The organism is Streptococcus sp. ALY_208 (genome assembly GCF_058314295.1).
The window spans coordinates 104,998-119,313 of sequence record NZ_JBZFUI010000006.1 but is presented as its reverse complement, the minus strand read 5'-3'; the positions used below and the strand labels follow the sequence as shown (position 1 = coordinate 119,313).

General features: G+C 38.0%; 18 protein-coding genes and 1 pseudogene. 6 read left to right on the top strand and 13 right to left on the bottom strand.

The window, feature by feature from the left end; all coding sequences use genetic code 11:
* Window positions 1–28: 28 nt before the first annotated feature.
* The 8 genes from AC4HAI_RS07195 to AC4HAI_RS07160 all read right to left on the bottom strand — a co-directional run bounded on the left by AC4HAI_RS07195 (window position 29) and on the right by AC4HAI_RS07160 (window position 5,820).
* Complete coding sequence (locus AC4HAI_RS07195; protein WP_491078670.1) at window positions 29–613, bottom strand: DUF5067 domain-containing protein; 585 nt, start codon at window positions 611–613, stop codon at window positions 29–31.
* A 127-nt stretch (window positions 614–740) separates the two neighbouring features.
* A complete protein-coding gene (locus AC4HAI_RS07190; RefSeq protein ID WP_491078669.1) occupies window positions 741–1,028 on the bottom strand; it encodes a hypothetical protein in 288 nt (95 codons plus the stop codon).
* Window position 1,029: 1 nt separating this feature from the next.
* Window positions 1,030–1,296: a DUF2089 family protein gene (locus AC4HAI_RS07185; protein ID WP_491078726.1), complete on the bottom strand. Its 267-nt coding sequence runs from the start codon at window positions 1,294–1,296 to the stop codon at window positions 1,030–1,032.
* Window positions 1,297–1,548: 252 nt separating this feature from the next.
* Window positions 1,549–2,334: a CPBP family intramembrane glutamic endopeptidase gene (locus tag AC4HAI_RS07180; protein ID WP_491078668.1), complete on the bottom strand. Its 786-nt coding sequence runs from the start codon at window positions 2,332–2,334 to the stop codon at window positions 1,549–1,551.
* Complete coding sequence (locus AC4HAI_RS07175; protein ID WP_491111040.1) at window positions 2,331–3,101, bottom strand: CPBP family intramembrane glutamic endopeptidase; 771 nt, start codon at window positions 3,099–3,101, stop codon at window positions 2,331–2,333. The genes AC4HAI_RS07180 and AC4HAI_RS07175 overlap by 4 nt, the downstream gene beginning before the upstream one ends.
* Before the next feature lie 349 nt (window positions 3,102–3,450).
* Complete coding sequence (locus AC4HAI_RS07170) at window positions 3,451–4,182, bottom strand: ABC transporter permease (protein ID WP_491111038.1); 732 nt, start codon at window positions 4,180–4,182, stop codon at window positions 3,451–3,453.
* Complete coding sequence (locus AC4HAI_RS07165) at window positions 4,179–4,910, bottom strand: ABC transporter permease (RefSeq protein ID WP_491111037.1); 732 nt, start codon at window positions 4,908–4,910, stop codon at window positions 4,179–4,181. The genes AC4HAI_RS07170 and AC4HAI_RS07165 overlap by 4 nt, the downstream gene beginning before the upstream one ends.
* A 1-nt stretch (window position 4,911) precedes the next feature.
* The gene (locus tag AC4HAI_RS07160) at window positions 4,912–5,820 is read right to left on the bottom strand and encodes an ABC transporter ATP-binding protein (RefSeq protein ID WP_491111036.1); all 909 of its coding nucleotides are present in this window, start codon (window positions 5,818–5,820) and stop codon (window positions 4,912–4,914) included.
* A 135-nt stretch (window positions 5,821–5,955) separates the two neighbouring features.
* Here AC4HAI_RS07160 and AC4HAI_RS07155 point away from each other — a divergent pair, with 135 nt between their 5' ends.
* Together AC4HAI_RS07155 and AC4HAI_RS07150 are read left to right on the top strand one after the other, a co-directional pair.
* Window positions 5,956–6,645 (top strand): response regulator transcription factor, encoded by a 690-nt coding sequence (locus tag AC4HAI_RS07155; protein ID WP_491111034.1) that lies wholly within the window; start codon window positions 5,956–5,958, stop codon window positions 6,643–6,645.
* Window positions 6,646–7,956 carry a sensor histidine kinase gene (locus AC4HAI_RS07150; protein ID WP_491111032.1) on the top strand — a complete coding sequence of 437 codons (1,311 nt, stop codon included), beginning with the start codon at window positions 6,646–6,648 and terminating at the stop codon, window positions 7,954–7,956.
* Window positions 7,957–8,073: 117 nt separating this feature from the next.
* On the opposite strand, the gene AC4HAI_RS07145 is transcribed toward AC4HAI_RS07150, so the two are convergent.
* Entirely contained in the window at window positions 8,074–9,117 is a 1,044-nt protein-coding gene (locus tag AC4HAI_RS07145; RefSeq protein WP_491111030.1) for a S66 family peptidase, read from the bottom strand.
* Between the two features lie 371 nt (window positions 9,118–9,488).
* Window positions 9,489–10,496 carry a carboxylesterase family protein gene (locus AC4HAI_RS07140; RefSeq protein WP_491111028.1) on the bottom strand — a complete coding sequence of 336 codons (1,008 nt, stop codon included), beginning with the start codon at window positions 10,494–10,496 and terminating at the stop codon, window positions 9,489–9,491.
* An 88-nt stretch (window positions 10,497–10,584) separates the two neighbouring features.
* On the opposite strand from AC4HAI_RS07140, the gene AC4HAI_RS07135 reads away from it, so the two are divergent.
* The 4 genes and pseudogenes from AC4HAI_RS07135 (at window position 10,585) to AC4HAI_RS07120 (ending at window position 12,828) form a co-directional block, all read left to right on the top strand.
* Window positions 10,585–11,247 (top strand): Crp/Fnr family transcriptional regulator, encoded by a 663-nt coding sequence (locus tag AC4HAI_RS07135; RefSeq protein ID WP_491078662.1) that lies wholly within the window; start codon window positions 10,585–10,587, stop codon window positions 11,245–11,247.
* Window positions 11,248–11,304: 57 nt separating this feature from the next.
* Window positions 11,305–11,921 (top strand): annotated as a pseudogene (locus AC4HAI_RS07130) (SAP domain-containing protein).
* 133 nt (window positions 11,922–12,054) lie between these two features.
* Window positions 12,055–12,459, top strand: a complete 405-nt coding sequence (locus AC4HAI_RS07125) for a MarR family winged helix-turn-helix transcriptional regulator (protein WP_491078661.1) — start codon at window positions 12,055–12,057, stop codon at window positions 12,457–12,459.
* Window positions 12,460–12,468: 9 nt separating this feature from the next.
* Window positions 12,469–12,828: a rhodanese-like domain-containing protein gene (locus tag AC4HAI_RS07120; RefSeq protein ID WP_491078660.1), complete on the top strand. Its 360-nt coding sequence runs from the start codon at window positions 12,469–12,471 to the stop codon at window positions 12,826–12,828.
* Window positions 12,829–12,921: 93 nt separating this feature from the next.
* Here AC4HAI_RS07120 and AC4HAI_RS07115 read toward each other — a convergent pair whose 3' ends face one another.
* The 3 genes from AC4HAI_RS07115 to AC4HAI_RS07105 form a co-directional block, all read right to left on the bottom strand.
* Window positions 12,922–13,197 carry a helix-turn-helix domain-containing protein gene (locus AC4HAI_RS07115; protein ID WP_491078659.1) on the bottom strand — a complete coding sequence of 92 codons (276 nt, stop codon included), beginning with the start codon at window positions 13,195–13,197 and terminating at the stop codon, window positions 12,922–12,924.
* Entirely contained in the window at window positions 13,184–13,399 is a 216-nt protein-coding gene (locus AC4HAI_RS07110; RefSeq protein WP_491078725.1) for a type II toxin-antitoxin system RelE/ParE family toxin, read from the bottom strand. The genes AC4HAI_RS07115 and AC4HAI_RS07110 overlap by 14 nt, the downstream gene beginning before the upstream one ends.
* A 375-nt stretch (window positions 13,400–13,774) precedes the next feature.
* Window positions 13,775–14,314 (bottom strand): Bax inhibitor-1 family protein, encoded by a 540-nt coding sequence (locus tag AC4HAI_RS07105; RefSeq protein WP_491078724.1) that lies wholly within the window; start codon window positions 14,312–14,314, stop codon window positions 13,775–13,777.
* Window positions 14,315–14,316: the final 2 nt, after the last annotated feature.

Sequence of the window (14,316 nt, the reverse complement as noted above, 5' to 3'; positions counted from 1 at the left end):
TCCCAAAAGTCTGGATCGTATGTTTTTTCTATGGTGTACTTGTATCGGCGTCGGTTGATGGGAATGTAGGAATATCAATAGCCGAAAGTGGAGCATTAGGAAGATTATCAGTTTTCATAGAATAGCTGGCAACAGCGTTATAGTCAGAATCTCTAAAATGAATGACGATCGGTGTCCCGAGTTGTCCAACATCGTAATCATGAACAACCTCCTTAGTCTCATCTGGTGCAATGTTGACAGAGCTAGCATCTTTATCTTCTTCCTTATCATGACCAATGACACTAACACTGTTTATTTCTTCTTTATTTTTGGTAATTTTATCGACCGTATCTAAAATAAGACTATACCCATCCTCAGCTTTTGAGGTGAGATTAGTAATCTTATAATGAATGCGAACAGCGTAATTATCGTTTTGGAGAGGGATTTTAGTAGCCTTGAGCACCTGTATCTTAGCTTCTTTATTGGTAAAGGTTGCATGGGATTTAGAAAAGCTCCACTCTTTTTTCGTCTGGTTTTGATAATAGTTTCTAAGCACGGCTGTTGTTGAAAACCAAAGGATAATGAGTCCTATTATTCCGATTAAGACTAGAATGATACTGGTTCGTTTCTTCATTTATAATGACTCCTTACTATAGTATATCAGTATGATTGGTTAGGATTTTTAGTAAAACTTCTATCGAGAAATGAGCCTCTTATCCAGAAGTAGATAAGGGGAGTTTAATACTTAATGCAGCTGAAATTTACTGGCTTGAGTAATCCTTTGCTTTCATTTTATCTAATTCTTTTTTGACTTCTTTCTCTTTTTTAGACTGTCCATCCCCTGCTGCAATTACTAATGAAAAAAGTCCAATAAACGGTGTAATGAGACTACGAAAATCAAAAGTAGGTTCTAGTACCATAAGGACAATATAGACAATAATAAATAAGATCGGAAGAATCCACACTAAAATAAAATGTTCATGGTACCCCAGCCAATGCTGAATATACATAACAATAGCAGTGAGAGCAATGGTTAACAATATTGACATATTAGTCCTCCTCGTGATAAGTGATAATTTCCTTGGCTACTTCTAAAGAAATTTTTTCCTCAATAACCATTTTCATAATTTTTGCTTCAAAGGGATGACCTTGCGTTTGATAAAGTCGTATTTGATCGATAATATTATTTAATCGCAACCTGACTGTAGGATAACTAACATCATACTCTGCAGCAATCTTTTTTAGAGAACCAGAACTTATAACGAATTTTCTAATAAACTCACGATCCTCATCGTCCAAAAATAAAAACCAGTCGATATTCATTGATGCCACCTCCATGTCATTATAGGTTATAACTTTAAAAAAATCAATATTTTTTAAAAAAAGTTAAACAAAAAATAAAAATAAATTATAAAAATGATAATCATGGAGGAAGGTTTATCACAAATAATACTACTTGTAGCCAAGGGTTAAAACAGCTTTAGAAAATAGCCTCAGTTAATCTCTAACTGGGGCTATTCTTGTGGAGCGTCTTAAAGATTTTCTATCAATGATTAAATAGTGGCTGGCTCAATCAGAATGATGATTGTTCTTCTTAAAGAGGTAAAAGATCGTGACACTAGCTAGCACATACGCTAAAATTGCTAGAGGAGAAATATCTGAACCGTATTGGGCACCGAATAAGAAGGAGTCTTGTTTAAATAGTATGACTCCCATGATGAGATTCCAAATCGCATGGATGGCAATGCTATTGACAACAGAGCCAGTTAGATAGGTCGTCAGGGAAAAGAGGACCCCCACAGCAGTTCCAGCCACTAACAGTTGAAGGGCGGTTATAAGAGGCAGTGCGCCATTTAGCAAATGTAGAGCTGCAAAGGCAAAGGACGGCAAAAGTATAGCAATGGCGATAGAATATCTGATTTCCAGCAGTCTCATGATAAACCCTCTAAAGAAGAGCTCTTCAGCAATGGGAGCTGCGACTCCTCCTAGGATAATAGTCTGATACAAATCATTATCCAGATAACTGCGTCCGCCCAGCAAGTGTAAGAGCACCTGAACAGCTAAGGGCATAAGAAAGGCGATAAGGAGACAAGACCAGTGAGGAAAAGTCAGATTAATACGAAAATCCTTAAAACCTAGATGGATGACCTTACTGATGATCAGATAGAGGGACAGTAGAGATAGAGTTATGTAACTAAGGGCAAACAGTCCATAGCTAAAAATAGGAGCAAGACCAAGCCATTGTGAGCCCTGATAGATCAAGACAGAGCAGTTACCACTGAGCCAAAATGCCAGGAAGGCTAACAGGCAGATACCAATAATTTTCCAAGTTGACATGGTTTTAATCGTAATCATGATTTTTCCTCCTTTGTGATATGAGTGTTTGCAGCTAACTGGTCTTTTAAGGTATAAAGCAAGGCAAGCGATACCAGTAGCAATAAAATACCTTGGATAAAGATGGCTTGATTAGACTCAGCAAAACCAAAAAACATGAGCAACATCCTTGTCAAGTGTACACCGCCGTGAACAGCTACAGCAGCCCAAGTCGTCTGGAATAAGAATTTTAGCAGATAAGCCAGACAAGCAAAGCTAAAGGCATAAAACATGGTCAAGCAGCCGTATAGAAAACCCTCCATGACAAGATGAGTAGCATGTATAGCTGTAAAGAGACCAACAGATAAAGTCATTGTGGTTAATTGGTTATACTTGGTGCTTAGGGTTTGCACTAAATAGCCACGAAAGACCAACTCTTCTGGGAAGCCTTGCATAAGAAAAGCAACCACAAAAGCCATGACCAGACTCAAAGCGATCTTAGTTGGACCAACAGAGCTAGGAATATGGTAAATACTATCCTGGAGTAAATATCTGGAAATAGCAGAACCTAGAAAAACAATGACCGCAGTTAGGGCGAGAGCAATCCCAAAGCTTCGCAGAGCTTTCTTGCTGACGCCTAATGCCAAAGAGCTCCAAGGAACCTGATCAATCTTCCGAGTGAAAAACCAGGTAACCCCAAACATAATAGGCAAAACATAAGCTGAAAAGCTCATTACCAAATAAATAAGAGTCATTAAAATAGACTTTGTAAGAGGTGTCAAACCTCTAAGTTTCGTAATAATAGCCATAATCTTTTTCCTTTCCACATATATCAAAAAAATATATATAAATTTTACACCCATAGTGTAATCCTTTTACATGAGTGTGTCAATATTTTATATATAATTTTTTTATAGCTGAGATCAGTACTAAAAATAGGCTGGAACAAAAGTTCCCAGCCTGTAGGATTGATTGCTTTGGTTTTACTGATAAATTACCATGGCTAGAAATAAGATGAGCATCATTTGTTTTATGGCTTATCTTAATTGAAATGACTTGGTTATGACCAACTACTGAGTCAACCTAGTAAATCTAGAACAGTACGAACGGATCTGAAAATTTGCTTTTTAAGAGACTAATACTTACGCAATGAATGATTTAAGAGGTTTTCGTTAACGTTCTCCTAGCTAGGAATATAAAGAATAAGGAATAGGAGAGGTTAAGTATCAGAAATAGAGTCCAACCTTGCCAAGACATATCAGTAAACTCCCGACTACGTAGAGCAAGAGCGGGTTGAGTATAAGGAAAGATCTCATAACCCCTACCAAGTAATAAGAGAACAAAACCACCTATAGTTCCCAGTGCAGCAAACATAACCGATTTAGCAAAATTTCTAGTTTTGGCTATCAAGAAAGTTTGGAGACTTAGAATAGTGGCACTGCCGCAAAGAGAAAGAATGCTCCATTTGATGTGCATAAGGAATTCGTGATAAATACTGTGACCATCAATGGTCAACGCTAGTCCCCATATGGTGACAAGAAGAAGCTGAAAAGGTATTAGAATAATTAGCAGTGTTACTAATTTAGCTAATAGTAATTGCCTTATGGAAGTTTGGTTGGCTTTGAGCATATCTAGAGTAGCATGCTCAAATTCTTGTGTAAGGCTGATACCTACGAAGATCGCTAGCATAGCCGGAAGAAAAATTTGGCTGTAAAACATTGTCAACTGTCCCCACATGACGATAGACTGTGTGCCGTCTACAAAGTCAGGACGGTTAATATAATAGTTAGTTAGTCCAGTAAAACTGGCGATGCTAAGAAAGATACTCCCAACTAGTAATAATTGGCCTTTTTTGAGTTTGAGCCATTCAGCAGAGATGTAAGCAATCATGAAGCTAGCTCCCTTCTAGAAAGATAGAATTGTGTAACGATATAGATAAATAAGCTGTAGAGAAAGTAAATGAAGAATTTCCAAATAAGATGTGGATTAGGAGAGAAGATCATAATTTTATGAAAGGTCATATGATAAGGAGCCAAGTAGCCTATCCCACACCAAGGAACCAGAAAACTCCACCAATTATGTGTTTGTGGCTGTAACAACATGCCAATAAAAGTCCCGACAAATCCCATAGCAAGGACTAAACCTTGTTTATCCAGTGTCAATGCAAGAGTTAAGTAAAGACAAATCTGAAGAAAACTGACTAAAATAATATTTAATATTTGGGCGATAAGGACTGTTGCCCCTACCATAGGTCGATGTGTAATCCATAGTGTTACCACTTCAAGTCCAACATACATAATGGTAATACAAATAAAATAACTCATTGCAAAAAGAAGTTTACTGTGGTAAATAGTACTAAACGTTTGACCATTGCTGACTTGCAATTTAAAAGTATGTCCTTCTTTTTCTCTGCTGGTGATACGACTACAAAAACTGCTGATAGCTAAAGGTAAAACTAGAGTCAGCGTATCTACATTAGAAAAGAAGGCGGCTGATCTAGTACTTCGTCCACTTGCTATAAGTAACCAAAATAGTCCAATTATCATGATAAGGCTTACTAATGTAAAGGCCTTGGTTCGTTTATTTTTTAGTTGCTCAATCTGTAAAATTGTATGCATATCAAGACTCCTTGGTTAATTTTAGAAAAATTTCTTCTAGGCTTTCTTTTTGACGGCTAATATGAAAAAGATTGATACCTTGCTGGACTAGAAAAGTAACAAGGTAGGCTAAAGAGTCATCGTCAATATCCTTAATCTTTAAATAATTAAGACTAGCCTCTAAAATAGTTAACTTTGGCTGCTGAGCCAACAGCTGTTGTATACGAGCTTCTGTAAAGTAACCTCGAATATCAATCCAAGTATTAGCTTTAATAGCTTTAAGATTTCCTTCATAGACTAGCTTACCATTAGAAATAATGCCAACTCGATCAGCCATGTGCTCAATCTCAGAAAGAATATGACTAGAGATAAAAATAGTTAATCCTTGTTCCTTTGCAAGTTTGATAATAAGTTGACGAATATCATGAATTCCCGCAGGATCTAATCCGTTTGTTGGTTCATCCAGCAGGAGTACTTTAGGACGTTTAACTAGAGCGAATGCTAAAGCTAGACGCTGTTTCATCCCGAGTGAATAGTTTTTGACAAGTTTTTTTTCAGTTAATTGTTCCCCTAATCCTACGAGTTCCAAAGTTGGTTGAATATTATTTAAATCAAATCCTATCATTTTCTGGAAAACCAGGAGATTTTCATAGCCCGTTAAATTGGGATAGTAAGATGGTTCTTCAATCATTGATCCTATTTCATCAAGATAATGATTGTTGCTTGTAATAGTTTGACCGTTGATGTAAATATTCCCAGACGTTGGCTTAATAAGGGATAAGATCATTTTCATAGTTGTTGATTTCCCTGCTCCGTTGGGCCCCAGAAATCCATAAATTTCACCAGACTTAATACAGAGATGATCGATTGAGACAACAGTGTGATTTTGGTAAGATTTAGTGAGCTGCTTTAGAATGATAGTATTTGTCATGAGAGACCCCCTTTTATTGTTTCTAATAGTGAGTATAGCTTAAGGTGTTTATGCTAACCTGATCTCTTCCTTACTTTTGCCTTAATTTATAATTGTTCTCTTAAGTAAGGAAATAGAGTGTGCTATACTACCTATATGACTTATCAGGAAAAAATAATCTTAATCTTAGATGATCATCAAGAAATTTTAGACTTAGTTGTTGAAACGATGAAAATTGCAGGATTTTCTCATCTTTTGACAGCACAATCTGTGGATGATGCCCTGAAAATAATTAATCATACAAGCGTTGACTTGGCGATATTAGATATTATGCTTCCAGATGGTTCGGGTTTTGATGTCTTAAAGGCCATTCGCCAATTTTCTACAATACCTGTTTTATTTCTATCAGCAGTATCGGATATTGAGCGTCAATATCAAGGGTTTGAGATGGGAGCAGATGATTATATTGTTAAGCCCTTTAGGCCAAGAGAGCTAGAACTGCGCGTGTTATCGTTACTGCGTCGGTCCTATCCACAGTATACTGATCAAATTAGATTGGGAGATACGGTGATTGATTTTGAGCGAGCTCTTGTTAATCGTGAAGGGCAGGAGTTTTCTCTAACAGCAAAAGAATTTGCGATTTTAAAAGTATTAGTAGATAATCGTAATAAAATTGTAACTTTTGACAACCTCTTATCGAATGTCTGGGGAGCAAGCTATATGGGATATGAAAATACTTTAATGGCTCACATCCGTAAAATACGTCAAAAAATTGAAAAGGATCCCTCAAAACCAAGATATTTAACGACAATCAAGGGACTTGGATATCAGTTGAAGGTAGATTAAATGACAACAGTAGCATATTTTTCCAGACTATTTCTTCGCTATATTCTTACTGTTTTGCTAACCCTAGTTATATCTCTAGGACTGCTTCTTTTAGGAAGTGGAATAATTTTTCACTATTCTGAGCAAAGAACGACTTCACCAGAAAATTTAGCTGGGAATTTAATTGAAAATGGAGAGTATAGAGGTCTATCTTCTAAGGATAAAAGATTATTATCTCAGCAAGATGTTTGGATGATGGCCGTCACTGAAAAAGGGGAAATTACGGACTCTTACAGACTTCCTGATTCACTGGATCGCAAGTATTCTGTTATTGATATAGCCAAAGGAAGTAGGTGGTACTTGGGAGGTTATCCTATTTTTACCTATCAAGTAAGTGATCGACTAATTATACTTGGTTATCCCAAGGACAGCTATTTTAAATTTCCTAGGAATTTTTTCTTAATCCAAGATTTGTATAGAACGCTCTGGTTAATGGTAGGAATTGGTATCCTTTGGGTTACTATTTATATCGTATTCTCATTAAGAGCGCAGTGGAGGTTACATCAAGCTTTTCAACCAGTGAGTCAAGGACTAAAATCTTTATCTAAATATCAACCTGTTAATTTAGATGAAAGAGGAGAGCTATCTGAAATTAAACATGCTCTAAATCAAACGTCTCAGATCCTACAGGATAATCAAGATAAGAAAAATCATTGGGTCAGGGGAGTGAGTCATGATTTACGCAATCCTTTGACACTAATCCTAAGCTATACTAATCAGTTAAGCCAAGAACTAGGGGCAGACCCTCGATTGGAAAAGATTGAGAGTAAAGTTCACCAAATGGAAGAGATTTTAGCTAATTTTAATATGAGTTACCTTCTGGATAAACAAGATTTTTGGGACCATGCTCAGCCTGTCAATATTAACCGATTATTGAGAGAAATTATTGCTGATATTTATAATTATCAGCAAAAGGTAAATTTAGCCTTTGAATTGCCAGAGGAGGAAGTTTATGTGATGGGAGATATAAACCTACTGAACCGAGCCATTACTAATCTGATAACAAATAGTTTGATGCATAATGACAATGTAAATCTACTTATCAAACTGGTTAAGCAGAGTACAGGTATTGAACTAATTGTTGAGGATGATGGGAATATTTCTCCTGAAAAAGTTGAAGAAATTAATAATAAAACCAGTAACTATGCACCCCATGGTATGGGAACTTTGATTAGTAAGCAAATCGTTCAATTACATGGAGGCAGCATCCTGTTTACTTTTCAAAATCCAGGACTTAGGGCGTGCATCTCTCTTCCGAGAATAGAAGGATGATCACTTCCTCTATGTTATTACTGCTAATGCTAGACACTACTCAAGAAAAAGAGCTAAGACGAAAGTCTTAGCTCTCAGAGAATACAGCGATTAAATGCTTCAAACAGTAATAATCAGTTATTGATCTACCCAGGTTCCAAAAACAATTTTTTGCTTAATAACATCCACCTGTGCAGGGATTCCCAAAGGGACGATACATCTTGGTGTGGCGTGACCGACATTTAGGTTGGCAACGATAGGGAGGTCATCATTGGCAATCTCTTCGAGGAGAATATGGTGATAAGCCTCCTGATGAGCTTGATCTTGGGGTTTCCCAAAGAGTAGGCCTGAGATGACCTCGAAAATCCCCTGATGACCCAAAGTACGGATCATCTGCCGAAACTTCTCTGGACTTGGCTTTTCCTCACTGGTCTCAAGGAGAAGAATTTTGCCCTGCCAATCAGATAAGTCAGGAAAGAGGCGATACTTTTGGCAAAGTTGAGGACTATCAGGATAGCGATCTCCGTTAAGAAGGTCATAGATAGAATCCAGACAACCTCCCAAGATCTCTCCGTCAAACGTTTTAGCACCCTGCAAGTGGATAAAGCCTTGGTCCGGATGGCTAGGCATTGCATGCCCTACAGCACTGGGACTAAAATCCTGTCGTTCCTCATACCAGATAGGACTGGGTCGGATCTCTTTAATGCCACCTGTTTCGATCAACTCTGAAAAATAGTGTTTGGTGTACGGTAGGAGATCATCAAATAGCTCACAAATATCTGTAAGGAAGGCTTGGCCGTAAAAAGTCTTAAGCCCCAGCTGATGAAGCATGAAGTGATTGACAGTTGTATCAGAAAAGCCCAGAAAAATCTTAGGTTTTACAACACGGGCTAATTCATTGTGATCAAACAGATAAGGCAGCAAACGGTAGTTATCGTCTCCACCAATCGCACAGAGGATCATATCGATGCTATCATCCCTAAAGGCCGTGAGCAAGTCTTGTGCACGATAGTCAGGATGTTGGCTTAACTGGTCTATTCCCAACTGCGCGTGGGGAAGAAAAGTGACTTCCAGTCCCATATCTTCTAATCGTTTACTCCCAATTGCGACCTCATGCTTGACAAAGCTTTCTCCTAGAATGCCACTAGACAGACTGACAATACCAATTTTCTTGACAAACATATTGACACCTCCTTGCGATTTTAAATTGACAATAGTATAGCATAAAAGTAAAAGCTCCATCACCCTAATACTCGGTAAACGACAAGCTTTTTTGTAGCCATTATTATTCTCACATAGGCTTAAAAAGCCTGCAAATAAAGGGATTAGGACTTATACCATAAAACTTTTTACCTCTACCTAAAACCTGATGATACAAAATAATTAGCTTCCAACAGTCCTTGCATGATCTTAACCAGATTGTCACCCCAGAGTAAACCTACTTGATAGACTGTGCTAATCTAAAACTCTAAGAACAAAGAAAAAGAGTGTGCACAGTAACCAAGCATAGATTTGGACTTGATTACTGTTTCACACACTCTTTTAAAGATTTACTATTTCTCCTGTTGGAAGAGCCATTCCATCATGGCAATGGAGCGATAAGCGTAGTCAAAGCTGGCCATATGGTAAGCAGAGCTACCGCCCATGCCCGAATCGTCAGCTTCGATAGTGCCAGACTTCCAGGAGATGAAGTAGGCTTTATTGCCATTGGATGTCAGTTTTTTACTAGCCTGAGTCAGCTGATCGGGTGTCCAAGAGCCGTTCCATTGGGCATAGCTATAAGATTCACCATCTTCATCATACATGTCCATGACTTCCTGCATACCAGCCCAGGCATTTTCATCATCTTCTGCAGCGAAATAGACAATGTTTTGACCTTCCAGTCCAGAGAGCTTACTGATGTCCCACTGCCCATCGACAATCATGATACCCGCATACAGATCAGTGTATTGGCTAGCAAGGAGCAAGGTCGTCATGGCTCCCATAGACTGACCAGTACCATAGATACGGTCAGTATCAACAGCGTACTTCTCGCTTGCATAGTCGATAAAGCGCTTGGTCAACTCGACATATTCAGTCGTTGTATAGCTGCCGTGATCGTCCAAGATGGTCTCAGGGTAGGATGGAACTAGAACGATAGCTTCATTGACTGACTGCCAATCATCACTAGCCCATACGTTAGCCCCTAGCCCTTGCGTTAGAGACTTAGTAGCATCATCACCAGTTGTGCTGCTGTCGCCGATGAAGACAACGGTTGGATACTCTTTGTTTTCATCGTAATTTTCTGGTAGATAGACATTGTAGGTGATGGTTTTACCGGTTTTTTCATCAGTGTAGTCCACTTGCTTGAATTTAGAGCTGGTATCACTAATGAGAGTATCTTCGTCTTCTGCCAAAGCATTGTTGACTTGACCGATACTAGATTGCGTCGTTGATGAACGGGTTGTTTTTGCAGTAGAGCTTGACTGGCTAGAGCTGCTGGTCGACCTCAAGGCAAAAAATCCAATAGCTAAAACAGCAACGGCGATAAGAGTTATAAGGGGGATCAAAAATTTTTTCATCAGATGGTCCTCGCTTCCTTGTTGATGCTCCTAGTTTACGGTAAAATAAAAATAAAAAATATAGTCTAGACTAAGATTTTGAGGGTTTATGAAAACTTTAAGTGATTATTTTTCCTTAGGGACGCTGATGACCTTTGAAAAGGGGAGTTATATCAGTAGATCTGATGAGGACGGAAACACAGATGCTATCTATCTATTGGCAAGTGGAACCTGTGCCCTCTTGTCGGGATCAGCTAGTGGACGTGAAAAGGTATACGCCTACCATACAGGCCCCAAGGTGATCAGCTTTGCTCCCTTTCTTCACCATCAACTGGTTCAGACAGATGTCTTCTGGGGATCTTTTAGTATCCAAGCAAAGACAATCTGCCAAGTGTATCGCATCAGTCATCAAGTCTTCGATGACCTCCTAGCTGATAGTGACTTTTTGACGATAGTGACTCAGACATTGACTCAAAATAATATTAACCTTATCCAACACTTCAAAAGTCTCATGGACGAGTCGGTCTCCGTACGCTATTGCCGCTTTTTACTAGAGCATAGTCGCTGGGTCAATGATCGCTATGCTTTGCCAAAATTCTTCAAATATCAGGAAATTGCTGACTACCTTGCTATCCATCCAGTTACAGTAGCTAAGCTGACCAAGGCTTTAATGGATAAGGATGCCTTAAGGAAATCAGGACAAGAGATCCACATTGTTGATCGAAATTTCCTCACTCGACTTCTAGCTAATCAAGAGACTATTGCTTATTAATAAAAAATCTTTCCAGGCTTAAAAGATTGGATGTAATTAAGATTAAGGGGATCGGATATGACAACAAGCAGACCTAAGTTTGAACAATTAACATCTTTTGATGACTTTAATCAGTACTACTGGTATCGAGATGAACTCTCTCACTTATGCAAGTCTCTTGGATTGGAACATCGGGGCACTAAACAAGAGCCGAATCATGTGATAGAGGAATACTTTAAGGGCAATCTCATCAAGCCAAAGAAAAAGACCGCAAAGAGAAATCAATGGACGTCATAACTATCGACAGGCCCTTACTAGAATGCGGCTTCTCCTTTAATAGGACTTTTAGAGATTATTTTGCGACTCTAACCGGTGTTTCTCCCTTTACATTTACAGCTAATATGGCAACGGCTTGGCGCAAGGTCAAAAAAGAGGGAGACACTCACTTTACGATTCAGGATATGCTAAAGGTTTACTATGGGGAATCTGACTATGCTAAATATGATCATTCGGTTTGCCAATGGAACCAATTTTTAAAAGATTTTTGTAAAGACCCTGACAGCTCCTTATATTCAAATAAAATGAAAGTAGCCTCCCTCCTTTGGCAAGAAGTCAGAGACTCAGCAGGTGAAAAAGTATATTCACCATCACTTTTGAAGACATATTCTGATAAGCTATCTCATTTTCTTCGTTAGTATAATCAGTTAGAGGTACCTTAGATAGGAATTTATTTAGAGAGTAGGATTTTTATCCTTTCTCTTTTTTAATTGACAATTGACAGGATAAACTATATAATCAGTAAAACTGATAATCAGAGGAGGTGATTGTTTGAGGTTAGAGGAGTCATGGGGATATGCCCTTAGTAAAGTAGCCCAAGAGATGGATAAGCTGTTCTCACAGAGTCTGCTGTCTTGTGGCATAGATTCAAGAGGTTATGGTATTTTGGTCACCCTTACAACCCACAGCGCTATGACACAAATCAAAATCGGAGAGCTCATGTCGATCGATAGAACGACAGTCGGTCAATTAATTGATGAACTTGAGCAAAAAAGTCTTGTGAAACGCGAGCAAAATCCAAAGGACAGACGACAAAATTTAGTGGTTCTAACTAGTAAAGGCGAAGATCTGGTAAGAGAGAAGTGGCAAGAGATGAGACAGATAGAAAAAAGTGTTATTTCAAATCTCACCGATTGGCAAAAAGAGGTTTTTATCAGTATTTCAAAAAGAAAGTGAAGGAAAACAATGGACAAAGTTGAATTTTTAGAAATGTATTTAGGGCTTTATATCAACCATCATACCCTCTTAGAAGCTATGAAAAGCGGCAGTGAAGACTATATCATCTTAGATATCCGAAATGCCCCGGCTGCGATGAAGAAAGAGCAAATTAAAGGGGCAGAGGCAATACCAGCTAAAGAACTTCACAAACATTTGTCAAATCTGGATAAAACCAAAACCTATGTCGTTTATGATTGGAACGGCGGGACAATTTTAGGTAAACAAGCGCTACTTGCCCTTTATAAAGCTGGTTTCAAGGCTTATGAATTGGCAGGAGCTTTTGAAGGTTGGAAAGGAATGAACTTACCGACAGAACCAGTAGTATGATGTGAATTTACCATCAGACAAAACGTACGTTTACATAAGAAAATCCTATGAAAATTAATATTTCATAGGATTTTTTAAATTTAAACTATATTATCAACCAATATGAATAGTGAGCGGTTGGTTAAGAGCGAAAGCAATTTTACTCATAGTTTCAATACTGGTATTATTGCCACGTTCAATTCGTGCAATAGTTGATTGGGGAACATGCGACAAGCTAGCAAGTTCTCGCTGAGATAGTCCAGCCTTTTGTCTAGCATTAGTGACAGCGATCGCACTTTCTAAAATAGCCTTTTCACCCAGATAGCCAGCTTTGAAATCATTGTTTTTCAGCTCATCTTGTAAAGAATCATCAAATTTAACGGTTGTCATGATCGCTCTCCTCGAATTCTTTTTTTAATTTCTTAGCGTGTCGAATTTCACTAGCTGGTGTCTTTTGTGTTTTCTTCGTAAAGCCATGCGTGATAATATATCGGTTATCAACCACATGAAAATAAAGAGCACGTTGAATATTAGAAGATACTTTTGAGCGAATTTCAAAAATATCATTGTCAAGTTTCTTTATCCATTCCATGCGTTGGACTACCAACAATCCTTGCTCCTAAAATAGTATAGAGAACGTAGAGTTCAAGACTCATTCTAGTGCATTACAGTGACATTTGAAAAAAGCCCTGTAAAAGTTAAATTATAACGCTGCAACTGTTGACTTTACAGCATATTTACAACTCTGTAAATATAAATGTAGCGTTACTGCTTATTCCCTAAATCCTCTTGTTTACTTTGAAATGTGCCAATTACTTCAATTTTTTTATGTGGAGCTAACTCAGCATAGGTGTCCATAGTTGCAGTGATTGACTTATGCCCCATTCTGTCTTAGAGATCTTTCTGATTTGTCTCAGCATTAAAAGTAGAAGGGAAGAAAAAATGGAAAAGTATTAGGATGCAAGTACTAATCATCGTCATCACTAGACAACAAAGAAAGGATATCTAAGAAGAGGTTGATAAAATCGAGGTAGATATCAATAGAACTATCCAACGATAATGCCCACCAAGAAGCAAGGCTATCAGGTACGTTGTCTCTATATTTATCCAAAAAACGTACTTTAATCATCTGATTGTCATACATGATATATAGAGTAAAAACAACGATATCAACAAGCGTCACAATGAAATCAAGTGTTGAATTATGAAAGTAACCTTGGAAAAGTCCCGCTACAATCAGACCCAAAAGTGCCCCGAACAAAGGAGCCCCCCATCCAGTTAGATTTTTTTTAGTAAATAATCCAAATAGCGCGGTTCCGATATAAATAGCTATGGTCACAGCTAGAGCTTTAAAGATAATCGCTGGTTCATATATAAATCCAACTATAGTTGATATCATACTAAAACCAGTTAGGAAGATGAAGGCACTGATACTCTTTATTAAAAGATTTTCAAAAACCCCACATATCATAAGAGATAAGAAAAGGAGTCCCAATGATCCCCATATAG